The sequence below is a fragment of the Paenibacillus sp. FSL R5-0473 genome, assembly GCF_038004565.1.
In the GTDB taxonomy this organism is placed as follows: Bacteria; Bacillota; Bacilli; order Paenibacillales; family Paenibacillaceae; genus Paenibacillus; species Paenibacillus amylolyticus.
Genome location: NZ_JBBORL010000001.1, coordinates 6,097,145 through 6,122,626 on the forward strand (window position 1 = coordinate 6,097,145; position 25,482 = coordinate 6,122,626).

17 protein-coding genes are annotated in these 25,482 nt (G+C 44.4%); 6 read left to right on the forward strand and 11 right to left on the reverse strand.

Annotation, left to right across the window (positions count from 1 at the left end; translation table 11 throughout):
* Nucleotides 1-271: 271 nt before the first annotated feature.
* Complete coding sequence (locus MKY28_RS26815) at nt 272-625, reverse strand: winged helix-turn-helix transcriptional regulator (protein WP_340937465.1); 354 nt, start codon at nt 623-625, stop codon at nt 272-274.
* A 152-nt stretch (nt 626-777) separates the two neighbouring features.
* On the opposite strand from MKY28_RS26815, the gene MKY28_RS26820 reads away from it, so the two are divergent.
* A complete protein-coding gene (locus tag MKY28_RS26820; protein ID WP_340937466.1) occupies nt 778-1,386 on the forward strand; it encodes a flavin reductase family protein in 609 nt (202 codons plus the stop codon).
* A gap of 136 nt (nt 1,387-1,522) precedes the next feature.
* Here the strand turns inward: MKY28_RS26820 and MKY28_RS26825 are convergent, their stop codons facing one another.
* Nucleotides 1,523-3,391: an AbfB domain-containing protein gene (locus MKY28_RS26825; protein WP_340937467.1), complete on the reverse strand. Its 1,869-nt coding sequence runs from the start codon at nt 3,389-3,391 to the stop codon at nt 1,523-1,525.
* 245 nt (nt 3,392-3,636) lie between these two features.
* On the opposite strand from MKY28_RS26825, the gene MKY28_RS26830 reads away from it, so the two are divergent.
* Nucleotides 3,637-5,049 (forward strand): DKNYY domain-containing protein, encoded by a 1,413-nt coding sequence (locus MKY28_RS26830; RefSeq protein ID WP_340937468.1) that lies wholly within the window; start codon nt 3,637-3,639, stop codon nt 5,047-5,049.
* Between the two features lie 145 nt (nt 5,050-5,194).
* Here MKY28_RS26830 and MKY28_RS26835 read toward each other — a convergent pair whose 3' ends face one another.
* The 5 genes from MKY28_RS26835 to MKY28_RS26855 form a co-directional block, all read right to left on the reverse strand.
* Entirely contained in the window at nt 5,195-6,442 is a 1,248-nt protein-coding gene (locus MKY28_RS26835) for a TerD family protein (protein ID WP_340937469.1), read from the reverse strand.
* A gap of 216 nt (nt 6,443-6,658) precedes the next feature.
* A complete protein-coding gene (locus tag MKY28_RS26840) occupies nt 6,659-9,760 on the reverse strand; it encodes an AAA domain-containing protein (protein ID WP_340937471.1) in 3,102 nt (1,033 codons plus the stop codon).
* 289 nt (nt 9,761-10,049) lie between these two features.
* Nucleotides 10,050-10,829, reverse strand: a complete 780-nt coding sequence (locus MKY28_RS26845) for a formylglycine-generating enzyme family protein (protein WP_340937472.1) — start codon at nt 10,827-10,829, stop codon at nt 10,050-10,052.
* A gap of 247 nt (nt 10,830-11,076) precedes the next feature.
* Nucleotides 11,077-12,522, reverse strand: coding sequence for a DEAD/DEAH box helicase (locus MKY28_RS26850; RefSeq protein WP_340937473.1), 1,446 nt, complete (start codon nt 12,520-12,522; stop codon nt 11,077-11,079).
* A gap of 223 nt (nt 12,523-12,745) precedes the next feature.
* On the reverse strand, nt 12,746-13,102 hold the full coding sequence (locus MKY28_RS26855) for a hypothetical protein (protein ID WP_340018778.1): 357 nt from the start codon (nt 13,100-13,102) through the stop codon (nt 12,746-12,748).
* A 435-nt stretch (nt 13,103-13,537) separates the two neighbouring features.
* Between MKY28_RS26855 and MKY28_RS26860 the strand changes: the two genes are divergently transcribed.
* Entirely contained in the window at nt 13,538-14,476 is a 939-nt protein-coding gene (locus tag MKY28_RS26860; RefSeq protein WP_340937474.1) for a macrolide 2'-phosphotransferase, read from the forward strand.
* Nucleotides 14,477-14,648: 172 nt separating this feature from the next.
* Here MKY28_RS26860 and MKY28_RS26865 read toward each other — a convergent pair whose 3' ends face one another.
* Nucleotides 14,649-16,919: a 5'-nucleotidase C-terminal domain-containing protein gene (locus tag MKY28_RS26865; protein WP_340937475.1), complete on the reverse strand. Its 2,271-nt coding sequence runs from the start codon at nt 16,917-16,919 to the stop codon at nt 14,649-14,651.
* 261 nt (nt 16,920-17,180) lie between these two features.
* On the opposite strand from MKY28_RS26865, the gene MKY28_RS26870 reads away from it, so the two are divergent.
* Entirely contained in the window at nt 17,181-18,143 is a 963-nt protein-coding gene (locus MKY28_RS26870) for an endo-1,4-beta-xylanase (protein WP_100526707.1), read from the forward strand.
* A gap of 137 nt (nt 18,144-18,280) precedes the next feature.
* Here MKY28_RS26870 and MKY28_RS26875 read toward each other — a convergent pair whose 3' ends face one another.
* The 3 genes from MKY28_RS26875 to MKY28_RS26885 form a co-directional block, all read right to left on the reverse strand.
* Entirely contained in the window at nt 18,281-19,441 is a 1,161-nt protein-coding gene (locus tag MKY28_RS26875) for an MFS transporter (protein ID WP_340937476.1), read from the reverse strand.
* A 312-nt stretch (nt 19,442-19,753) separates the two neighbouring features.
* Nucleotides 19,754-21,094, reverse strand: coding sequence for a glycoside hydrolase family 30 protein (locus MKY28_RS26880; RefSeq protein ID WP_340937477.1), 1,341 nt, complete (start codon nt 21,092-21,094; stop codon nt 19,754-19,756).
* Nucleotides 21,095-21,404: 310 nt separating this feature from the next.
* Nucleotides 21,405-22,922, reverse strand: a complete 1,518-nt coding sequence (locus tag MKY28_RS26885; RefSeq protein ID WP_340937478.1) for a leucine-rich repeat domain-containing protein — start codon at nt 22,920-22,922, stop codon at nt 21,405-21,407.
* Between the two features lie 502 nt (nt 22,923-23,424).
* On the opposite strand from MKY28_RS26885, the gene MKY28_RS26890 reads away from it, so the two are divergent.
* Both MKY28_RS26890 and MKY28_RS26895 read left to right on the forward strand, forming a co-directional pair.
* Nucleotides 23,425-24,315, forward strand: a complete 891-nt coding sequence (locus tag MKY28_RS26890; RefSeq protein WP_076252022.1) for a diacylglycerol/lipid kinase family protein — start codon at nt 23,425-23,427, stop codon at nt 24,313-24,315.
* A 147-nt stretch (nt 24,316-24,462) separates the two neighbouring features.
* Nucleotides 24,463-25,380 carry an aldo/keto reductase gene (locus MKY28_RS26895; protein ID WP_076213731.1) on the forward strand — a complete coding sequence of 306 codons (918 nt, stop codon included), beginning with the start codon at nt 24,463-24,465 and terminating at the stop codon, nt 25,378-25,380.
* Nucleotides 25,381-25,482 lie beyond the last annotated feature (102 nt).

Sequence of the window (25,482 nt, forward strand, 5' to 3'; positions counted from 1 at the left end):
ATCCCGATAGACAAATCAAATCATTCGTCATTAGATCGTATGTTCCAATTCTGTAGAAAATTTTGGTAACACAGAATGTGAAACAAGACTGTCTTATATGGCACTAAAAAAGCAGGTGAAGAAAAACAAATTGTTTTTCTATACCTGCTTTTTTTATTAATAACTCAACCTTTGGTGCGACCAAGCTTAGGTTGCGAAGTTTAGCAGGTGGAAATCCTGCTTGGGAAGCATTGTTCTGGATGAAGCCCTTCGCACTTATCAACCCAATTCACTATATTTCATGCAGCGTTTGTGTCTCCGGCACATGATGCACACCCCACTTGCAGATTTCTTCCAGAATGGGCATAAGACTTCTCCCTCGCGGGGTTAACGAATACTCCACCTTCGGCGGGGTCTGATCGTACTCAACTCGTTTTATCACACCTTCACGTTCCAAATCGTTCAGTTGAGAGGTTAATACCTTGTACGTGATCCCGGGTACACGCCTCTTGAGTTCTCCGTAGCGTGTGACCCCATGAAAGGCGAGTTGGTACATGATCTTCATCTTCCACTTCCCGCCGATAATGGATAGGGTGTAGTTGAATGGAGTTAGTGTTTCCACTGGGATTGTGCTCGGATTATCCATCACAAATAAGCTCCTTATACAGGTACGCACTTCAAAGTGCGTACTTTTTTTGTAGTGAACAAGTGTATATTCTTATACCAATATATGTTTCCCGTGGGGCTTTGTAAACCGAAGGAGCTGCTCAGGGACAGGGTAGAAAGGAGCGAGTGTAATTGGCAAAAGACAATGTATTTGAGTTTGCAAGAGATGATATCACCATCGAAGAAATGTATAAATTGATGATCGGTTCCGTGGTACCACGGCCTATTGCCTGGGTTTCTACGCGAAGTATGGAGGGTGTGCTTAACCTCGCTCCATTTAGTTTTTTTACCGTTGCTTCACGCAATCCGGCGACGCTGCTCCTATCCATTGGGCCTGGTGTAGGTGAGAGAGAAGGAACAGTGAAGGATACACTCGTAAATATTCGAGAGACGGGAGAGTTTGTGATCAATGTAGTTCCCGCTGTACTTGCAGCGTCCATGCAGCGTTCGTCAGCAGATGTAGCGTCGGAAGAAGATGAGTTTGAACTGACAGGCGTTACACCCAGAGCGGGCATACGTGTAAATGTACCTTCCGTGCTGGAATCTCCGATTGCTTTTGAACTTACGCTGTATCAGGTCATTCAAGTGGGTACAGATCATCTGGTCCTTGGAAAAGTAGAGCATGTACGAGTGGATGCAGAGGCGTATGCTGGCCGTTATAAAATAGTAATTGAGAGCTGGGAGCCACTAGCCAGTCTGGCTGGAGATTACGCCCTAATGAAACCTGCATTTTCAGTATGAGAGGGAGGTACGAAATGTATATCTGAAAAGGTGTAAAACAGAAAGAGCCGTTTTTTCAGTTAATACTCCTGAAAAAACGGCCTTCTCCAAAATGTACCCGAGATGTAGATGCTAATCTTATCTCCAATTTATGTGTTTAGAAATTGGTTCGCCCAAACGTGGCATCACTCTTCACAGTTGCGCTGCTGGCTGCATTTACAGCATCCAACTGCAAAACATAATCATAATGCCGGATGTAATATCCGGGCTGACTGTACGATTGAAGGGATACTTTGGTGCTATCAGCCCAACCAGGACTGCTTAGGAACGTAGCATCTCCCTTATAGGCGGCGGTGTTGGCGTAAGCTTCAAGTACAATTTTGTTGCTGGTATTACGCTTCAGAAAGTAGCCTGGGAAGTTAATGGACTCAAGCGAGATTCCTGTGGAGCTGGCAAGACCCGGTACGACGCGGAACTGGGAATCCAGAACAGGGGAGACGTTGGCATCCACGCGAGCCGTGTAGTTGGCATGACGGATGTATCGATCCGGAACGTTGTGTGAACTGAACCGGCTGTAACCTGTGGCTTCTGGTGTTGCAGGACCCAACATTTTGACCTCGTGCAGGGTTGGGGTGTACCAGTTCCCCGGATTATTCCACAAGACGGCGTTCACCATATTGATCCGTACATAACGGGCAGTGAAATGCACGGCATCCGTGGTGAAGCCATAGGTCAGATTATTGGTGCGATCCAAGGTGGAGTAATTGACTCCATCGTTGCTAATTTCAATTTTGTATTTGTAGTACCCTTCGGAACCTTTATACATAAACCAGGACGTGTCGATCTCGGTGATCGTCTTTGGTGCGCCGAAGTCCACCTGCCACCAGGCAGGCCAGCTATTGGAGGATGCCACCCATGAAGTCTGGTAGTTGCCATCATTGACGTTGGATGCAGACGAGCCGGAGGCTGTGGAGCTGGCGGTAGCTGCTTTGCCTTGTGCATGATTGACGAGAGCAGGCGGTGTTACCGCACCCGTTACTGCGTCGATATTCCACGTTGTATACCACTCCAGTGATGCGGTTCCGTTCGAATCATTCAAGGTTAGCGGCAGCCAGATATGTTTGTGCTCTCCGAGGTTCATCGGATTCCAGCGATCCCCCATGTAGATGTAGGATGTGGTGTTGCTGCCTGTAATCGTGGCAATATCATGAATCTGCGAACCAAAGGCAGATGGATTGCCATATGGCGTAAGCGCAGTCCATGGACCCGTTATGAAAGTTGCTGTAGCATAAGCACCCTGATTCGGATACCAGCCAGCGGCTTGGGAGGTGAAGAGGTAGTAACGGTTGCCTTTTTTCACAACAGCAGGCGCTTCACGATAGGCGCTCTCGAACAGCCAGCCCTCGAAGGATTGTATTCCGGTGTAACTTGCATTCATTTTGAAAATAGCCATCGTATCATTGGCACCGCCATTTTTGCGTGAAGCAGTAACCAGATAACCTGATCCATCTGTATCAACAAAGACAGTCATGTCACGGGATTCATAATTCATTGGGCGGAAGCTACCTTCATACGTGAATTTGCCATTTGGGGTATTGCTTGTTGCGACCGCTACACGCCCGAGGTTGTAGTCCGTACCGTTCTCGTAGTGTGCCCAGAGTACATACTGGTTAGTGGAGGCGTTATAGATGACTTTGGGGCGTTCGATCTTGCTGGAGGCCAGCTCGGTTGCGGAATCTTTCGTCAGGATGGCATTGCTGAAAGTCCAGTTCTTCAGATCAGTGGAGGTGTAGACGTTCACGCTGTCAAACCTGCCGCCCACCGCATGTTCACCGTACAGATAATACGTCGAGCCTACCTGCAGAATGTTGCCGCTATTCGCATGGATGGGGTTGCCTGCGGTATCGAGCCAATCGGTACCGTTGGTTATCGTGACACTTGCTGCGCTTGTTCGTTCAGGATGAAGTCCAAACAGGGTGAACGTGAGTGCAAAGACCAGAAACCAGACGGCTTTCCTGTTACCCATTACATACACCTCCCGAAAGATATCAGATTAAATGTAGCGCTTTCATTTATATTGTAGTTGGGCCAGACTCTTTTTCAAGTGAACAATCCATCCATTGCTGAACAAACCTTCATTTCATCGTGGCTGAGCGGTGAGAACGGAGGAAATATTCCTAAATATCAAGTACGATGATGTAGAGAGGATCAGGTACACACGTTAAAATAAAGCTAGACTGAATTCACATCATGGTTGGAGGGTGGACCGTCATGATCAAGTTTATTGTAGATGAGGACCTTCAGGTGATATTGCATAATGACGAGGATAGAACGAACACTCCGATTAAGGGCGGCATTACTGCTCAGGATTTTGAAGTCATCTCTACTTATCAAAAGGGATGGTTGACCTTCGCCTATCTGCGTGATCATCAGGGAATATGGTGGTTCAATGCCCGCAAGAATAAGGCGAGTTTGTTCAGTCGGGATACGGAAGCTTTTCGTGTGATCGATGAAGATTACTGTTGCGACTCTCAGTACGTCTATCTGGAAGATCAGGCCGTGCCTGACTCCGATCCGAACAGCTTCCGGCTGTTGCCGGATACGCCCTACTTTGCTCAGGATCAACGTTATCTATATGTGAAGAGCAGCCAGCATTTTCATCTATTTGAGGATATTGATACGAACTCTGTGATTGCTCATCACGACTATTGCACCGACAAGGACCATCTGTTCCATCTGTCCAGCTCTCTTCGTTATGCGAATGGGGAAAAGGATGAGGTGAGGACATGGCTACAGGCACATCATCCCGACGTACATGGCTGGTGGCATGTGCATTATGCCCACAGTGCAGAGGGCGCTACGCAGATCACAGGCAATTGGGTTGAGACGGCGGCGTCCATTTTTTATAGAACAGAATGGGGCGGTACGTATCGTCGAGAAGCGAAGGGCGTGCTTAACCTTGTTCGTGGAGCGGACAGGTCTACCTTTGAACCGCTGGACGAGCAGTTTGCACGGGACCGGGAACGTGTTTATTTTCAGTGGCGTACTGTAAAAGGAGCAGACCCGGATACGTTCCAGCCGCTAGGTGGGCCTTTTGGTCGTGATGGCAAACATGTGTATTACAATGGTTACCGTGTGGATGGAGCTGACGCTCGGCAGTTTGAAGCGTTTGCCGGGACGGAGCATCTTGGACTTTCCAAGGATCAGCAACATGTGTATCGTGCCGAGGTTGTTCGGACAAGTCAGCCCTTCGATCATCCAGACGATGTGCTTCAGATCATCAAGGGAGCTGATGCTGCAACGTTTGAGTTAATAACACCTTCCGGCAGTTGGGCGGTGGATGCCAATCGTGTGTATCTATGGGGTAAACCAAATAAACATATCGATCGAGCCAGCTTTACACATCTATTCGATGCTGATCCCCAGAGTTGGGCAATGGACCAGAAGGGTCTGTATAATGCCAATGGCAACCGCACGGTAAAGGGTGTGAGCGGTAGTACATTTGTCATGCTGAATCAATATTGGGGTAAAGATGAGCGTGTGGTGTTCAGCTTTGTGACAGGTGGGGTTTATAAGTCGGGAGATGCAGCGACGTTTATGGTTACGGATGATATCGGGGGCGCCGAAGATGCGCTATTTCGGTATACGGTGGAAGGCAGTACAGTGCGGAAAAAGAAGAGGTGAATTGAACGGTAAGATTGCGTGTTCAAAAAGACTGGTTTTCAGTACCTAAAACAGCCGCGGTCTAAGACTTTACTTCAAGTCATAAACTGCGGCTGTCTTCATTTTAGGGTGAGTCTACTGTTACTAATCTGTATCTCCAGATAAACTATTTATAATTATTTAGGGAGCCTTTATCCATTTCAACTTCTACCATCTTTGAAGATCCCATCTTGAGCTTAGGTCTAAACTCTGAATCCGGTTTACTGTAAAGCTCCAGTGGGCTAATAATTACTCCATCTGGTGTATTATGAAGAATTCCGGGCACACAGGTATAAATCCGATCGTTATTATTTGCATTCTTAGCGGATATCGTAACGGAGGTTCCATTCAGATTATCTATACTCATGGACACCTTGTATCTGTAGAATGAGCCTGATCCATTGGACTGAGCTGAATAAACCACAGGAACAACTGCAAGAATATCATCGTTTAACCTTAATTTAATAACTTCTGTCTTCGTTGATTGGCTGCTTCTTCCAACATCACCCATATGTTCAACTATCCCTTTACCATAACTTTTGAGGGGTGGGGTTCCTGCCGCTCCAAACATTGCTACATCGATCTGCTCACCATTCTTTGTGTAGACTAAAGCGTATATATCATAATCTGTCCCAGTCTGCCAAGATACAGTCGCTGTAATTTCCGGTGTTTTATCAATGATAACGGATTTCTGCCCTTTAACCAGATTGATATTTCCCTTTACCTTTTCGAGGTTTATCGACGATAAGGTTTGTTTACTATTCTTATTTTCAGGAACTGTTACAGTTGGATCAGGTTCTGTTGTTATTGAATTTTGAGTAGTCTGGGGTTCGGAAAGTTTGTTCTGCTCATCCGCTTCAACCTCAACACCGTAAAGTTTACATAACCCTTCAAGCCCGGAATCAAATCCACGCCAGATTGCTTTTGCTTTTGTCTGACCATTCCTTAAATATAATTCCAATACGACAATTCCATTTTCATTGGTGAAACTGGATGGGGTTAACTGAATAATCGTCTTTCCGCTATCGATCTCTGCTGTTAAATTCTTTACATTTGAAAATCCAGTGCTGTTATCCTCTGTAAGGGTTATAGCTATTTTGGTAATACCTTCAGGAACTTTACTCATATCAAAATTGATTTTATGTACTTTTGTATTGCCTACTAGCTCAGATGGCATGAGGGTAGCTACACCTGATGAAGTTGTAGGTTGATTATAAAATATGATTCCACTATCACCTTGTACTCTATCCGAATCCGTTAAAAGGAATGCTGTTAAAGAAATATCTATCAAATTAGAAATTTCATGGCTAATTATAACGCTACCTTTTGCAGCACTCAGGGTTGTGTTTGCTCCCATTTGAAGAAACTGATTCATTTAAACCACTCCATTCTATAACAGTTCTTAATATAAATAGACTCTTTAATAGTGCCATTAAATCAATACATACTCAATAATTATTAGGCAGAGTGAGGTACTCTGCCCGCTTTGAAGTTATATTATCTACGGTAACAGGCATTTTCATAGAAAGTAACTCAAGGAAACCCCTGTTCCACAAAAATACTGTCACTTTTGGTACAGCGTAGGATCATTTCAGACCACAACATTGTTATAGTCGTCAATAATTGAAATCGTTTTATTTGCTACTTCACTACCGAGGGAGGCATACAATTTCTTATCGCCAATAATATAAAATTCTTTTTTTGCTCGTGTAGCTGCAACATTCATCATATTTGGAACAGAGACAGCCCATCTTGCCGCCCCACTGCTATCAGAGTCAGCCCCAAGAACAAAGTAGACAATCTTGGCCTCTTTCCCTTGAAAAGTATGAACAGTTCCAATGTTCGTTGTTTTTCCATTTTCTCGTTTTGTGAAGTTAATTCCATCTAATACTTGTACAAGTTTATTAGCCACATTGCTAAATGGGGTGATAACATAAATTTCATCCGCTAAATTCGGGTCTTCTTGCAAACGTTTATCAATTAGACTTTTCAGTAAATCAGCTTGTTCTTTAACAAATTTATCATTTGCTTTCCCCGTTGAGTCATACCACCGTGATTTACCTTGTGACTCATCTTCTGATTTACCTTGTACCATCAAATCGTCATACGATATTTTATTTGAGATCGTAAACATCGGATAGTCCGAACGTCTGTGCACCCAAAGAGGTATACCAATCCATTCATCCTCATTTTTTTGAAAACCATACTGACTTGTGGCATCTACAATGGTTTGAGTAGAAGCATCAGCAGAGACAAATTTTTCATCAACTTTGTAAATTCTTCCGATCAAGGTCAGCACATTTGAATCTAACGTCATTACTGGTTGTATTTGTGATGGATCGCCGACCACCATAACCTTTTTGCTTCTATAGATTGCGCCAACACTAGCTTGAGGTAGTGCTTGACCAGCCTCGTCTATGAATAGATTGCCTATTGAGTTTTCATTAAGATTTTTAAACATTCTCCCAAAACTAGCAAAAGTCGTGCTGATAACAGGGATAGCCAAATTCAACCATTGCCATGATTCCGAAATTAACTGAAGTCCGTTCTCTTTTCCAATGTATTCAGACGGTTTGCTCCAGATAATCCTCGCGGCCTTCAAACTCTTTCTGTTTTCATACAGAAATTGCTTTCTAACTTTTAAAGCTGAAATAAACAACTCTGATTGTAATTTACGAAATTGTATTGTAAACCATGGGTTAGACTTTTGAAGTTCATCATAGGATAGTGAAAAATCTAGTTCCTTAATGCCACTTTGAGATTTGAGGTTTTCCAGTACTGCAATTTCTTGTGCCAATTTTCCTAAAGCGTTATATTGAGTAGTCATCCAACGTTCGAAGTCTGCTTTTGTGTCCCGGGTTTGTTTTTGAATATGCTTACTTTTTGTAGCAGTTTCTTTTAACCTATTTTCGAGTCGGATGCGCTCATTCAACCATTTCGTTTTTTGTTTAGATAGATCATTTAAATGATCATTCGCATCATTCAGATTTTTGAAGTACCGCTCAACTTTGGGTCGATTAAATATTTTATGAAACCACAAAGGACTTGGTTTTTGTGAAGTGACTACATCATAATTTCTTTTAGCTTGAGCTTGTGGATCGATTAGGTTTTCTATCTCAATAGAAGCATTCGATAAATCATCTTGAAGATTTAAACTTTCTTGTCTCAGTCTTTCAAATTCACGCGTCGCTTCTGCTTCTTGTGTGATTAAACTTGTTCGTTTCTTTTTTTCTTCTTGTTCAAAAGCAATATTTTGCTTGGTATGCTTAGTTTTTAATTTTTGAAGTGAATGTATTTTCTCGCTATAATCCTGCATTTTTTCTCTTTCAATTTTCAATTCCTTATAGAGACGGGAGAATTCTTGATATACACCTTCACCTGTACTGGATTGATAATTATCTTCTAGATCTTTCTCAATTGCTTCTATGCTTAAAAGTAACTTGTTCACATTTGTTGACGCGCCACCCTCTAACGAGAATACACCCCAATTCTCCTCGTCTAAAGTTTCCCTTTTAATCTCACGATTTTTTCCGAAACCTTCACCGGTTAGTTTAGAATTAGATATATCTTTGAAATAATCTGCTTCATCCAATTGCTTTTGAAAATCGTCAGCAATCGTTTCTTTCTTTGGTAACTCCTTAACAATGTTTTGGACTGCCCCATTGTTTGAACTTGCAACAACAATATTTTTATCTGAAATGGAGGATGGTAAAATACCAATTTTAGCACTTTGCCAATAAACCAAACTTCTTTTTATCGTTTTATCAGAAAGTTGCACCATTTCCACTGCCTGTTGAACCACCAAATCAGCGAAAATATCTTTTAACAGAGTTGTTTTCCCTGTTCCTGGAGGACCATTGACACTACGAATCTCATTTTTATCGTGTAATGCTAGATTCACCGCAACCTGTTGCATGAATGAGAGTGCAAAAGCAGGGTTACTTGGAAAACGTCCTAACGGGTAATATTTAGGTTGTAAACTGTTTGTCTCAAAAATTTGTGAGTTAAAATGAATTGACTTTTTATTTCCATCTAAATTCTGCCTGAATCCCGAAAAACCATTAAAATAACGATCTAAATTTTTAGTAGTGATTACCTTTGCTTTATTCAGATCTTCAATAAAAAACGAATGTAAATTTACTTCTCCATTATCTAAGTTTTTCACAAATGCATAGCGAAAATTATTAGTGGAAACATTATACTTTTGCAAAAGTTCAGAAATGGCACTGTTAAATCCATCTTCAAATTTACTGTTCAAATCTTCTCTAAATGAGTTTTCAAATTTCGAAAAATCTTCTGGTAAATCACCATATTGGCGGATATAACCGCTCATGGTAAAGAATAATTTGTCTGCTATAAATTCTAATTGGTTATCAAAATATATAGCGAAGGTGAATTTGTCAGATTTACTAACTTCTTCGTGGGTTTTTTCGATCTTGTGCTTCTCCCTCAATATTTCAACAACCTCTTCAAATTCGAAAATATCAAAATATAATACTAAACCCGAATTTTTATAGATCTTATCTTCTATATTTTGTTGTTTTTTTTGTTTAATTAAAAAGTCTCTAAAAAACGTATTCCAGTCTTCTTCCATGGTATGTAAGAGCTTTAGCGGTTTTTCTTTCTTAATAGATCCTTCGGATAGCTGCTCTATCGTAATCCAAGCATTTAAAATATCTTTCTTTTTATTCATGTTCTCCCCCCATTATCATCTGAAGACAAAAAGAAAAGCTCTTCAACCTTAGAGAGCTTCATTACACTAATGTACCAATCATTCATATACGATTTGACTTCTTCTAATAATACCATGGACTTTCCGCCGTCAGTCATTTTGCCCTACTTGTAATACGGTTCAGAGCAATTCTGTGGTAAAGCAACGGGAATAGAAGTTAAAATCGAAGAAAACGTAAAGGCATACGATGTCAGTCAAATGAAGGTCGCATCGAGTCCATTTCAATTCACTTCATGCTCAACGCGTGTTCTCATGGTTTTGTAAGTGCTATTCTAAAGCCAAGGTCATCTATCTTGAAATCGGGCATGCTTTTCCTTCTACTCGTAGAACCACAGTTGTTCTCAACTTCAGCCCAACTGCCTCCCCGGAAGACTCTATAGTCCCCATATCGTTTAGCATCATACAAATCCCAGCACCACTCCCAAACGTTTCCGATCATATCGTAAAGCCCCCATGGATTAGGAAGCAGTTTTCCGACTTGTTGAACTGATCCATTAGCGTTTTCTTGATGCCATGCAATCTTATCGATACTTTCATACCGATATCCCTTGGTTCCCGCTTTACACGCATACTGCCATTCTGCGTCTGATAATAATCGAAAGCCATTCGCTTTTTGGTTATATATAGTGTTCTGACTTTCACCTGTGATTAAGTAGCATTCAGTCCTGCCATGTATTCTGGACAATTCGTTACAAAAGATAAGCGAATCTACCCAAGAAACTTCTGTAATTGGCAGACTATTCGTATTCGGTTCTACTTCTACTTCTTCTTCATGATGCATGACAAAATGATACAACTGGTGTGTTACCGGATACTTCATTACATAGAAAGGTTCAATCGTTTCAGTCCAAGTAATAACCTTTCTATCACTTTCTCTTCCAGGGTTTGATAATGTATAATTAGAACTCAGCCATTTATTCGTATTAATATAATCGCGTAATTCAACGGTCCCACCTTCTATTGGTACCATCAAATTCATTAAATCATTTATAAATCGTTTTCTGTTATTTCCGTACTTTTCGATTGTCATATGAAGCCCCCTGTTCACTGGTATCGGTTGATATGTGAACTCGAATGATTCTTTATGGAAATAAATACACAATCCAATAACAACGATTCACAAGCAGACCTGTCATAACATCATGTTAGTAGGTCTGCTTGTCTTGTTTAGAGCGTTTAGGAAGGCAAGGAGACATAAGTTTGATTGACATAAAAAGAGGAGCAATTTTAAAAAATATACTAAATTGTACCCTATCTATTCGATCCTATTTCTCAAACTATTTATGACCTTTGCGAACCTTAAGCTGCATCTTTTTGATCGTTATGTTTTGCATGAGCTCCAGTACGAGTGGGCCTTTGCCGTTCAGGATCTCTACATCCGTCACATTATCCTGAATCGTAATGATCCCGATATCGTCTGCTGTAACCCCTTCAAGCTTGGCGATGGTACCTACAAAGTCAACGGCACGAAGTTTCTTCTTCTTGCCTCCGTTGAAGTTCAGCTTCATGATCTGTTGGTTCAGCTGTTCACGCTTGTCCTTTTTACGTTCAGGAACAATCTTCAATCGCATCTCGAAATCTTCTCTGCGGCGATCTACAGCATCTTCAGAAGGTGCTTTCACAACAGGGATTTCGAATCCAATATAGGATTCAATCTCCGCCAGACGTCTGCCATCTTTCGGTGTAATCAACGTAATGGCTTTACCTGTTTTGCCTGCGCGACCCGTACGGCCTGTGCGGTGAACGTATCCCTCTTTTTCCAAAGGAATGTCGTAGTTGATGACATGGGTAATATTCGTGATATCAATACCACGTGCAGCTACATCCGTCGCGATCAGATAACGGAATTGTCCACGTCTGAATGCGTTCATCACTTCGATCCGCTCATCCTGCTCCATACCACCATGGATACGATCTGCTGGGTAGTCAAGGTCAGCCATGACCCGGAACAGTTTATCGACATTCTCCTGCGTACGGCAGAACACGATGCAGCTATCCGGATTTTCCACAATGAACAAGTCCTGAAGCAACGCGGTTTTGTTCACCTCGGGTACGTTAATCACAGCATGTTCAATCGTGGCTGTTGTCAGTCCACTTGCCTTGATCTCGATCTCTACCGGTTTGTTCATGTATTTGCGTGACAGTTTGGCTACATCTTCAGGGAACGTAGCGGAGAACAACATCGTTACTCGCTCCTGCGGCAGTTTCTGAATAATCGCTTGTACTGTCTCAATAAAGCCCATATTCAGCATCTCATCCGCCTCGTCAATAACGAGATAGGCGATCCGTTCGAGTGGAAGCGTACCACGTTCGATATGATCCAGTACCCGACCTGGCGTACCAACAGCCACATGGGTTCTTTGTTTTAACTCCGCTTTTTGGATATGAAAAGGGGACTGTCCGTATAGTGCGGTTGCTTTAATACGCTTAAAGCGGCCGATATTCGTAATATCTTCGTTAACCTGCAAAGCCAGTTCCCGGGTTGGTGTAAGAATCAAAGCCTGTGGCTTATTCTCGTTCCAATCCACCAGCTCGCAGAGCGGAATGCCGTAGGCGGCTGTTTTACCACTACCTGTCTGTGATTTGACCACAAGATCCTGATTCTCCAGTGCTACCGGAATAACTTTAGTCTGTACCTCGGTTGGTGTCTCATAGCCCAGACTGTCCAGTGCTTTTACGATCTCTTCACCAAGTCCATAATCTTTAAATTGTTGCTCGCTCATCGTTTACCTCTTTTGCGTTAGTTTTTGTACAATTATTGCACCGTACATTTATCGTATACCTCTTCATTATACTCTATATGCAGGCAGGCTAACGGAGTAAATGCTTCAAGTGTGTAAATTGTTTTCATGATTCCTGATTTGAGGGAGCAGCGTTTGTTGCTATTCGTATGTGTATCATAACGTTCCACGTGAAACGAAATGTATCGGCGTATTTTGCTTGGTGTTAATGAATGACCATTTTTACAGCCTTGGTTTGGGGAGGGGAAGATTGAGCAATAACTCCATTGATCCACACTTCTGCACTTCGACCAACGAATGTCTCATCCAAAGAGACGGTGACAATCTCTTCTTCGATGATGAGTTCGGCGTCCGTGCTGAGCGAGACCCAAATCGGTCCAGAATCAACACCGCCATCCTCTTTATTCTCGATGAGTACCTGACCTCTTTCTTCCTCAAAATCCGTAATAATTCCTCGTACATGTGGCTTCTCTTTCCCTTGTTCTACGAGCTTCTCTGCGCATCCAAGGGTTAACAGGAGCATGATGACTGGTAATAAGGATAATCTTCGTACAATGGACATCGGGTTACTCGCCTCTCATCCTTTTTAATACATATATATCTACGGACGTTACCTGAGGCGACGAAGTTCCTGTATATCAATAAAAAAGAACCTAAATCATTCGATTCAGTCTGGAACTGAAATTTGGAATATGTTAGCATATGGGTGACTTACTGAACGGAGGGATACGTGTGCAAAATTTTTCCCGATTGAGATAGTGTGGCGAAAAACGTCTGTTTACGCTTGCTGTTTTCTGCCTATGTGCAGTTCATCGGGATCGGTTTGCCATTTTACACGTATGCCGCTAGTCGTCGTGAAAGAACCATTCTTCGAAGTGGTTCTTTGATGTACTACTATTTTTTTGTGAGCATTCTGGTATACCAACATCCGAAATGAACTGCACAGGCGGACATGTCTGTGTTTTTTATTTTATCCAGGAAAAGGGGAGTACCTGATATGACAAAACCGAACTTAAAAGAGCATTTGGCAATTCAAAAGGAACTATTATTTTTAGCAAAACAGAACGGACTTCTTATCGTTGAGGAATCCTTGGAGATTAACGAGTCGGGTATGGATTTTCGTGTAGCATTCGCTACGGATGAAGAACGCCGCAGATGGGTTCTGCGCCAGCCGCGACGTGAAGACGTATGGGAGCGAGCCGAGAATGAGCGTAAGGTACTGGATGTGGTCCGAGGAAATATACCCGCACAAGTACCGGATTGGAGGATCTTCACGCCAGAGTTGATAGCTTATCCTTTACTTGATGGTGATCCGATCGCAGTTGTGGATCCCGCAGGGGGAGGGTATGTATGGCGATTCCCTCAGGAGAGCTTATCTGATACATTCCTGGATTCACTGGCTACGACTCTTGCCACGCTGCATAACATCGATCCCGACAAGGCGAAGAAAGGTGGAGTGCGGATCAAGACCCCTATGGAAGCTCGCAAAGAATTTGCAGCCAATATAGAGGAGGTTAAGCAGAATTTTAAGGTGCCAACCGAGTTAGTTGAACGATGGACGGTATGGCTGTCTATAAGTAGCTATTGGCCGCAGCACTCGGCGTTCATCCATGGTGATCTGCATCCACCGCATATTATTGTCGATGATGCCCAGCGAGTAACCGGACTTATTGATTGGACGGAAGCGGAGATTGCAGATCCGGGTAAGGACTTTGTTATCTACTATGCACTCTTTCAGGAGGATGGGCTGCGTGAGCTTTTGAGTCGTTATGAGAAGGCAGGGGGAAGAACATGGCCTCAGATGTTTGAGCATATTCGGGAGCAGTGGGCAGCCTATCCTGCAATTGTTGCCAAGTTTGCACTAATTACGGGGAAGGAGTCGGACATGGAGATGGCGAGAGGCATGCTTGCGAATTGGGATGTAAAGAGAGGTTGAGCATCGAAGGCATATATAATTGGTTCACCCTTTATGGCACGTACTCTCGTAAAGCAGTTGCAGCGATAATCCTAACGGTTCGTTAACATAACAAAGGGCGATCCCCACCATGATATCCGTGGGAGGGATCGCCCTTTTGTTTTTCGTTAAGCGTAGTGCGTAACGATTTTACTTATTTCAAAATACTCACATATTTCCCGTATACAAATGCTACACGTCCATCCAGCTTCACTTTTACCCAGCCATATTTGTCTGTACTGATCACCTCAAGCAGGGTGCCCTTTGGTACCGCAGCAACGACCTTCGCTTTGGATGAAGCGCTAGCGCGTACGTTCAGGTAAGTCGCAGTAACCTTGGCTTGTTTGCCTTTGGTGACAGTTCCTGGTTTACCAGGTTTCGACGTGCCTGGAGTTGGTGTTGGTTTTGGTACTGTTGGCGTTGTCGGCTTCTCAGGTGTAGGAGTAGTTGCTCCCTCGCCATTGCCAGCCGCTTTGCGAGTCTTGTTCAACTGTTGGTAGAATGCTCCCTTGTTTTTCACGCCTGCGAATTGTGCTGCACTCACACCTGCTTTGGCAGATAGTGTATCAATCTCTTCCTGAGTTACCTTATCCAAAATGTTAATGGAGGCAATGTTGGTGTACTTGCCATCTTCCGTTGTTGGCACAGACATAATGCCATCGTTAATTAACTCCACCACATCTGCACGCTCCGGTGCAGTCAGGTCTACGCCGGTGATTTTCCAGTTGCGTTGAATCTTCGGTTCGTAGACACCTTTCATGACATCTTTCAGATAAGCGATGGACAGGTTGCGAATCGTGCCTTGAATCTCACCAAATGCCGAGGCGTCCTTGGAAGACCAGAGTTGCTTGAACTTACGCCCTTCCATGGCGCCGTCTTTGGCAATCAGCGCTTCCATCCGGTAGGCATTCATACCGAGCTTCAGCGTATCGTCTTCTTTGACAACTGATCCATTGCTGTACTTGAGATTTGTAATCCGACTACCGTATGGCTTGGTCAGGTCAATCTCATATGTTACGCCGCCGAAGAAATCATCGGTGCTGTATTTGGAAGCACGTCGTTTCGGATCAAAGCTGACGGTCACATCACCCGGGCGTGTGGAGTTGAAGTACCCCGCAGACCACTCCATATAATCCATTAGATCGCGTCCGGTTACTTCATATACGGTCACTTCACCAAAGGTGTATTGGTAGTTGAACGCAATATCCTTTTTCTTGATTGGACCTACATCCAGCTTGGCCTTGTCGTTATCAATCTGGTGCGCGACCACATCGGCATCACTGTAATGCAACATCACTTCGGTGAAAAAGTCAGACAAAGGTGTTTCCTGGATCTGCACCGCAGGGATACCCTTAATTTCATCGGCAGGCACCAGGTTTGTTCCTTTCAGTTCAGCCACTTCAATGTTGGCATCGGCACGAGCGAACTCGTGGAATGGGTGCAAAGTCTCTTCCAGCGCAGGATCGGAGACTTCATATGTTCCGTCTGCTGCTTTTACAGCGAGTGCTTGAGCTTCTTTGCTTTTCAGCACAACTTTGTCGCCGTCTTTTTCAAATGTCAGGTCGATTCGTGAAATATGTGAGCCATATTTATTCGGTTCGGAGATCAATACGCCGTTAACCGTTTGGGATTCAATCAAAGTATGCATGTGTCCGGCAAAAATGGCAGCCAGCTCCGGGTTGGCATTGGCGATATCCGTCACTCCGGTTCCCGGATTACCGTTCTCGTTGTCCAATCCCATATGCATGAGTCCAACCATGACATCGACTTTGCCTTTCAGCTCAGCAATGGCCTTTTTGGTCTCTTCCACAGGATCTTTGACGATGATGCCGTCCAGGTGATCCGTGCCTTTTTCAAATTCGGTAATCATAGGTGTGTTCATTCCGATAACACCCACTTTGATTCCGTCTTTCTCGATAATCGTATAGGCAGGCATGTAGCGGTCGCCGTTTTCTTTGAAAATGTTACCCACGAGAGGCTGTCCATTGAATTGGGAAGAGATCTTCTCCAGTACGTCCAGTCCAAAGTTAAACTCATGGTTACCCATAACCCATGCGTCATATTTCATTTCGTTCATTGCAACCATCATGGGAGATTGAGGTTGATCATTAAACAACTCAGCCGAGTTATCCTGAATCATGTCTCCTGCATCCAGCAGGATCGTGTTGGGATTCTCCGCACGGACTTTTTTCACAATGGTGTAGAGCTGTGTCATGCTCCCGGTTGGGTTTGGACCGTCCAGAGCATAGTCCCACGGCATAAATCGACCATGTATATCCGATGTACCCAGCAACGTAATCTTGGTCTCCTTGTCTGCCTCAGCAGCCTGAACCGGAGTGGAAGCAAACGGGGCGAACAAAATGGAGGCACATAAGAGGAAAGATAAAGGCCATCCGGCGAAACGTTTCGTTGAAATTTTGCGCATGTTGTAATCTCCCTTGTTATCTAGTGTGTGTAAAGATATGTATCATTTCATACTAGATAAACATGTGGTGAATGTAAACTCCAATGTAAGAGTTATGTTGGATTTAAGTGAGTGAAGCTATAAATAACTTCAGAAAAAGCATTTAAATCTATTTTTTTACAATAAAATACTATAATTTGACAGGTGTTAAAAACCAAAATTATCCAGTAAAATGATGTTTGTAAGCGCTTTACAAAAAAAGAATACTAAGGAGGAAAATCATTGATTAAGTCTAAGTGGTTCAAAACAGTCGGCTCACTGGCATTGGTAGGGATTCTCGCTGCTTCTGTTGCGGTTGGTAGTGTGAGCGCTGGTCTGGCGAAAGGTAGCAAATTTCTGGGCAATATTATTGCCAACCAGGTTCCTTCGAATTTTAGCCCGTATTGGAATCAGGTAACTCCGGAGAACTCTACCAAGTGGGATGCTGTTGAAGGCACACGCAACGTAATGAATTGGGGCCAGGCGGATATGGCCTACAACTATGCTAACAACAACGGGTTCCCGTTCAAGTTCCATACCCTCGTATGGGGAAGTCAGCAGCCAAATTGGATTAACAGTCTTTCAGCCGCAGATCAGAAGGCTGAAGTGACACAATGGATTAAAGCCGCAGGACAGCGCTATTCCAAGGCAGCATATGTGGATGTCGTCAATGAGCCGTTGCATGCCAAGCCTTCTTATCGCAACGCGATAGGTGGAGATGGAGCCACTGGCTGGGATTGGGTAATCTGGTCATTCCAGCAGGCGAGACAAGCTTTCCCGAACGCGAAATTGCTGATCAATGAATATGGTATTATCGGAGATCCGGCTAAAGCAGATCAATATATTCAGATTATCAACCTTTTGAAAAACAGAGGTCTAGTTGATGGTATTGGTATTCAAGCGCATCACTTCAATATGGACAACGTCTCTGTGAACACGATGAACACGGTACTGAACAAGCTCGCGGCTACGGGGCTACCAATCTATGTATCCGAGCTGGATATGACGGGCGATGATAATACACAATTGCAGCGTTATCAACAAAAATTCCCTGTACTTTGGAAGCATTCTGCCGTTAAAGGTGTGACGCTGTGGGGCTACAATCAGGGGCAAACGTGGGTAAATGGTTCACATCTGGTTAATAGCAACGGTACAGAACGTCCAGCTATGCAATGGCTGAGAAATTACCTGGCGAACAATCCTTAAGCGTGCGTATTGACGAGTCGGAGCATCCTTTGTAAATCCGGTAATCATATAACACCAAATAGCGCCTGTTCCACTTGTTAAGCATGGGAACATGGCGCTATTTGTGTTAGTGCTTTCTCTCAACAGTGTTCGGCAATTTATGGTGCAGGGAAACATTTAATTTTAATCCAAATCAAGACAAAAGCGATCAGTGCAAAGATCATTCCGCTCCAGATCAGTTGATGTATTCCCAGGTTTGCGATGAACCATCCGCCGATAGCAGTACCCAGGGTAATACCGAGGTTGGAAAAGGATACATACAAGCTGTTGCCGAATTCAGGCGCGTCCTGCGCTTCAGCGGTTAACCAGGTTTGGCTTACAATTAATCCTCCTGAATGCACGGATGCCCAGAGGATGACTACAATAACCATCCACATGAAGTGGGGACCGGCCCAATAGACGAGTGCGTAAGCTGCTACATACAGCAGGGGGAACATGAGGACAGTTCGGACCACGCTCTTACGCAGAAACTGTCCAAACCCCAAATTTCCGATGATCATGACGACACCAAAGACGGTCAGCATGACACTGATCCATGATCCGCTCATGTGGGTGACCTGTCCAAGATACTCGGCGAAATAGCTGTACACGGAGAACATGGCGGCGAATATAAAAATGACTGCGGCAACATTCAGCCATAATCCAGGTTTGCGCAGAATACCGAGCTGCTTGCCATAGGACATCTTTTCCTTCACGGGCATCGAGGGTAGCCAGATCCATATGCCGATCAAAGCGACCACACTGACCATCGCTCCAAACAGGAAGGCGATTTCGAGGGATAGGCGTTCAGCAAGATACGATGTGAGTGGCACGCCAAAAGCAAAGCCTGCGGTAACTCCGGTGAATACTTTGGCGACGGCCTGACTGCTTTTCTCTGCCGGAACAAGTTGGGCACTGGTGACCAGGGCTACGGAAAAGAAGACGGGATGGAATAACGCGGGAATGATACGGAAGATAAGCATGGTATCAAATGTTGTGGCGTAGGCATAGACCACGTTTGAAATGGCAAACATCAGCACAGCGGCTAAAAGGATAATTTTGCGATTCATCCCGGATGCCAGCAAGGTGAGAAAAGGGCCCGCAATGGCTACGACTAGCGCAAATATACTGACCAGCCAACCTGCCTGTGCAGCCGTAATGTTGAATTTATTCGCAACCTGAGGCAGTATCCCCACAATTCCCATTTCTGTTGTAATAATCCCGAATACCCCGAGTGCCAGCATCAGGATAAGGAGTGGATTGACCTGTTGTGATTTCATGTAAAGCGTACCTCCAATGAATTTAAATATACAGAAAAGTAGATATAGTATGCTGAAATGAGCCTGCCTTGCCTCCTATAATATGATGGACATGAGAGTAAGTTCTCTGGATTACATTATATCTAGATTTATAGATTTGTAAATATAAAAGGTGAAACGTCATTTCTTTAAGTTGTCTTCGGTTTGTGTTCTACAGTAGCAATCATGCTGACAATAAGCATGGTCTGGCCCATAAAAAAATAGCGACGGCCCGGGGAATCCTTGGGGCCTGACGCTATTGATGTCCGCGTTTTTAACGATGTGTTGGATTAGTTATTTCGGTTGAATAACCATGCTGTTGAATGAATCGGCTTCCAGCTCCATGTGTAGGGTCTGTCCTTCTTCAATGGTTAGATACAGGTCACGACGGTCCTGGAATGGATTGTTGATGACAATAACGAGACTGTTATTCGGGTTGCGGAAAGCAACGGATTTCCCGCTCCACGCGCCTGACAGACCGACTCTTCGAGCACCAGGAACAATATGATGCGCGAAGTGTTTCATCACATAATACTCCGGGTTACGAGTAACCTCCTTATTGTCCGGATCTATCGTAATCATGGAGTTCTGCTCCCAGCCCCATGTGCTACGGCCTTTGGGTTCCAGAACCATGTTCCAGTAGATGTACGCGTTCACTCCGTTGCTGAAGTAGTGCTGATAGAGATTATATACATACTTGGCATAGTTCCATGAGTTGTTGCCATCACCGCATTCGTTCTCGGTCTGCATATAACGCAGCTCCGGATAACTCGCCGAGGTACGTTGAATCGCATTTTTGCCTGCCCACTGATATCCAACACCTTTGATATAGGAATAGGCCTTTGAATCACTCAGGACAAGCCCGGCGTACTCATCGAAGTCATTCGTTTTTTTCTTGATTAATTCCTCCCATGGATCAGGGGCGTTGATCGTTCCCAGCCAGATCTCCGTATCCAGACCGTGTTGGTCAAAAGCCGGGCCCAGATAATCGCCGATAAACTCACGAAGCTGCTCGCCTGTCCACATGCAAGAAGGAAATTTCTGATCTGCAATCACTTCGTTCTGCACATGCACCTGATGGATCGTAATGCCTGCGTCACGGTAAGCCTGTACAAACTTTACGAAATACAGGGCGTAGGCCTCCAGAATATCTTTCTCCCAGCGCAGTGTCCCATAGTTATAGGCTTTGGGCGACTTCATCCACGTTGGCGGACTCCATGGCGAGGCGAAGAATTGCAGGTTCGGGTTATAAGTCAGAGCTTCCTTGATGTAAGGAATCAGATATTTGAAATCACGTTTGATCGAAAAATGTTCCATGGCCACGTCGCCGTCCACCTCGTTGTGGCTGTACCACTGCTCTGCATAATCACTTGCGCCGATCGGCAGGCGACAGATGTTAAACTTGTGCTCGCCCTCCGGATGGAAAAGAGAGTGAAATACCTCATGGCGCTGCTCCTCATTCAAATGGGACAGAGCCATATAACCAAGCTCGTTGAAACATCCGCCAAACCCTTCCACAAGTTGGTGCTGTTCACCCGTGAGTTTTAGGTTAGCGCTTTCATTAGTTGGCACAAAAGATAGCTCTCTCCACGGGCTGTCTTGGGTTGTGGAATAACCAGTGAGCGTGAATGTCATGTGAATTTCCTCCTCGCTTGAACCTCAGTTGTCATATATATTACGTTCAGTATAACAACTCCCACGGCAAAAGAAGATATGCTAAATCGTGTGAAATTTACCCTAATCGAAGATGGAGTATCACGAGTTCGTATTCGCATAGACAGATCGTATGCTGTATTTGCTTGTGATCGGCGATGTCCATATACCATTATCTAATGTCTTAACACAACTGTCATAACACAACAAAATCCCCGCTGATTATTCAGACGGGGACTTGCGCTATGTTTCTCATATTCTCTTATGGCTGCAAATGAACGTGAGACACAACTTAAGGCTGTACACTCTCACCAAGCTGTTTATTTTCAAAAATCAGAATCGTTTTGCTGCTTCCGATGTAACCAACAGAGGTATTGAATTGCTCCGAGATGAAGCGAACCGGTACAAAAGCTTTACCATCTTTCATCAGAAGAGGAGCATCATTGATCGCAAGTGTATCATTCACGACAACTTGTTTGTTACCCACGCTCCAGCGGATGGTCTTATCATTCTGTGTGATCACAGCTTCGCGCGTACCGCTGTTCCAGTTCACACGGGCGTTTAACTGCTCCGAGACAAAACGCAGAGGCACATAGGTCCGGCCTTCATCGATAAAAGGTGCAGCATCCAGTGCGTAAGCACGATCCCCAACATAGGCGGTGGTAGACCCTTCGATTAGACGCTGAAAGCTGCCCTGGGGCGTTCGTTTCTGCTCCCGCACATTCATCCGGTTCAGAAGTTGCATCGTATGACTGCCACTCACAACATCCAGATAATTGTTCTGCACCGTGAGTCCGGCAGGCTCAACCTCTGAGACAGAAGTCTGAATACCGGAGGATAACGAGGTAGACGCCGAGATATCCTGTATAACATTTGTCGCTGACTGATCACGGGTAAACGTAAAACCTGCGATCGGTGTCAGATCCCACACCCGGTTGTTGGATAATTTCAACACGTCCAGGCTGGAAAGTTGCCGTAAAGGTTCCAGATCATAGATCTGATTGGACTCTGCATTCAGCTCTGTCAGCCCAGTCAGTTCCTCAAGCCCCTTGAGATGCTGTACTTGGTTACCAGAGATATCAAGTGTCCGAAGGCGTGTCATATGCTCCAGTGGTGTCAGATCCGTGATTTGATTACCTGCCACATTCAGATTCCGCAGTGTATTTGGCAATTCAGCCAGTACGTCCAGCGTCTGAACCTGGTTGTTTGCTACATTGAGTTGTTGGAGTCGGGTTTTACCCATGAGCGGTGTCAGATCGTTAATCGTATTGTTCGAGATCTCAAGCCACTTCAGTGCATCCGCATCCGAGAGGGCCGCAAGACTGGCAATCTGGTTACCACTGGCGTGGAACGTATGTAATCGGTTGAACCCACGTACAACCTCTATGGAAGAAATGGAATTGTTGCTGATATACAGCCGTCCCAAGTCTTTTAATTCAGTAAGTGCGTCTATGGATGTAATGTAATTATTGCGAACATCGATCTCGCGAAGCTGGGTTAGGTGCGCCAGCGGTGTGAGATCCTCAATCTCATTCCCATATAATCGGAGGTGAGTCAGATTGGTTGCATATTCGAGACCGGACAGGCTGTGAATACCTGCATTGCTCAGATCTACCACTTCAAGCTGCTCCAGATCCGTTGAAGTTAATGGCATATCCAGAGGTTTGTTCAGGATTAACTTCAGTCCGTCCTCCAAAGCGGGATCTTCAATGATTCCCTCGCCCAAGTCCGTAGTTGTGTAAGCCATGGCTTGCCCCGATGCCCCGAGACTCAGGATGAATACTAGAAATAATAGCGTCATTCTTCTCATTGCATGCATTCCCTCCGATTTTTAGAATTATAAAATAATCCGAACAGATTGAGTTAGTTAAGTATATTGAATCAATTTCATAACTCATTAAAATGAATTTTTGTAACTAGATAAAGACAAATTGGACCATTTTGATCTATATCTAGCCTTGATTGAAGCAGCTAAAGGTATTATGAAATTGATTCTAGTATCTACACGATAACAGCGACCGGAAGGTTGTTCTGCCCACGGGAGTGTTCAGTGTGAATTGAAGAGTTTAACATATACAGGTTCGGCTCAAAGCACATCTATAGTTATTAACCCGTCAACGGGAAAAAGGAACAAGGAATTTCGTAATGGGTATTTCTCTACTTCTATTCTATATGAAACAAACCCTGCTCTGCACTCTTCAGAGACATGTTTATCAAAAAAAATAAAACATCTCCCGCAGACCCTATTCAACCCACCCTTGAAACGGGTAAAGATGAAGTAAAGATGCCATTTTGGAGGGGAAGATGTGAGTATGCGCCAAGCCATGATCATTAGTAATCCATCGTCAGGTAAGGAAGAGGCCGAGCAGTATGTGTCCCAAGTCAGAGAAATTCTGGAGTCACAGCAGTATGAGGTGGTGGTTAATGAGACGGCCGGGGAAGGTGATGCCACCAACTACTGTCTGAGCGCCTGCAAAGACGGCTGTGATCTGGTCATCTCCATCGGAGGCGACGGTACACTGCATGAGACGATTAACGGCATGATGGATCAGGATCATCGCCCCCGATTAGGCGTTATACCGCTAGGTACGGTGAATGATTTTGCGCGTGCGCTGAATATCTCGCTTGACCCGGAAGAAGCCATAAGGCAGTTACGTTCGAATCAGACCCATATCGTGGATTTGGGGGAAATCAATGATCGCCTGTTTGCCAACGTTGTGGCTGCGGGTTCTTTGGCAGAAGCTCTGTTCTCCGTATCCTCGGAAGAGAAGTCGAAGTTGGGATCATTCGCATATCTCAAAGAAGGCTTGAAAGACCTGGTGAATACACCAGCCAATCATCTAACCATTGAATATGACGGACAGCTCTGGGAGGGGGAATCGCCACTTTTTCTGGCGGCGCTGACCAATTCGGTCGGAGGATTCGAGAAGTTATCCCCGGATGCAGAGGTGGACGATGGTCTGATACATTGTTTTGTTGTTCGTAATATCAGTGTGTTCAACAGTCTGACCCTGGGCACCTCCCTATTATTTGGTAGTCTGAAAGACCATAAGGACGTGGACTATTTTACAGCCAAAGAAGTTCATGTTCGCTCAGACGAAGCCATTCGCACCAATGTAGATGGGGAAGAAGGTCCTGCCCTGCCAATTCATATCCGTGTCCTGCCAAGGCATATTGAGGTTATCATACCGGAAGAAGTATAGTTTATTCTTTTGGATCTATAGGCTGGAATGAAGAACCTATCATTTCTCCATATGAATGTAGGATAAAGCTATTGAAACCGATTGCAGATATATGTCACAATCAAAGGTAAGATACACGATAATATTCGAATATGGAGGGAAAACATCTTGAGAACGATTAAATTGGGCAGCAGTGCACTAGAAGTACCTGTAGTCGCGGTGGGCTGCATGCGGATTAATTCACTAGACGGTAAGGAAGCCGAACATTTTGTTCGTTCTGCAATGGAGGTTGGCGCAAATTTCTTTGACCATGCCGACATTTATGGTACAGGAACATGTGAGGAGATCTTCGCCGAAGCGGTACAGATGAATCCCCAAGTTCGTGAAAATATGATTCTTCAATCCAAATGCGGTATCCGCAAAGGCATGTTTGATTTCTCCAAAGAGCACATCCTGAATTCAGTCGATGGCATCCTGCAACGTCTGAAGACGGAATATCTTGACGTTCTGCTGCTGCACCGTCCAGATGCATTGGTTGAGCCGGAGGAAGTGGCTGAAGCCTTTGATCAACTGGAGCGCGAAGGTAAAGTGCGTCACTTCGGGGTATCCAACCAGAATCCGAACCAGATCGAATTGTTGAAAAAATACGTGAAACAGCCACTGGTAGCCAACCAGTTGCAGATGAGTATTACCAATACGACGATGATTGACAGTGGCATCAACGTGAACATGGAGAACGATGCCGCGGTTAACCGTGACGGTAGCATTCTTGATTACTGTCGTCTGCATGATATCACCATTCAGCCGTGGTCCCCGTTCCAGTACGGATTCTTCGAAGGTGTATTCCTGGGTAGCGACAAGTTCCCGGAGTTGAATGCAAAGATCGACGAGATTGCTGCGAAGTATGACGTGAGCAATACAACGATTGCAATCGCCTGGTTGCTTCGTCACCCTGCACAGATGCAACCTGTGACAGGCACGATGAATATTGAACGTCTGCAAGACTGTGTAAAAGCAGGAGATGTTCATCTTACGCGTCCAGAGTGGTATGAAATTTACCGTGCGGCAGGCAATATACTCCCTTAAATTCAAGTTATAGTGAGCATTCTGACTGCTGAGTCAGTTGAGAACACGAGCCCGTAGATGGCTCGTGTTTTTTGTCTATTTTCAGGTTTGATGTCAGGCGTG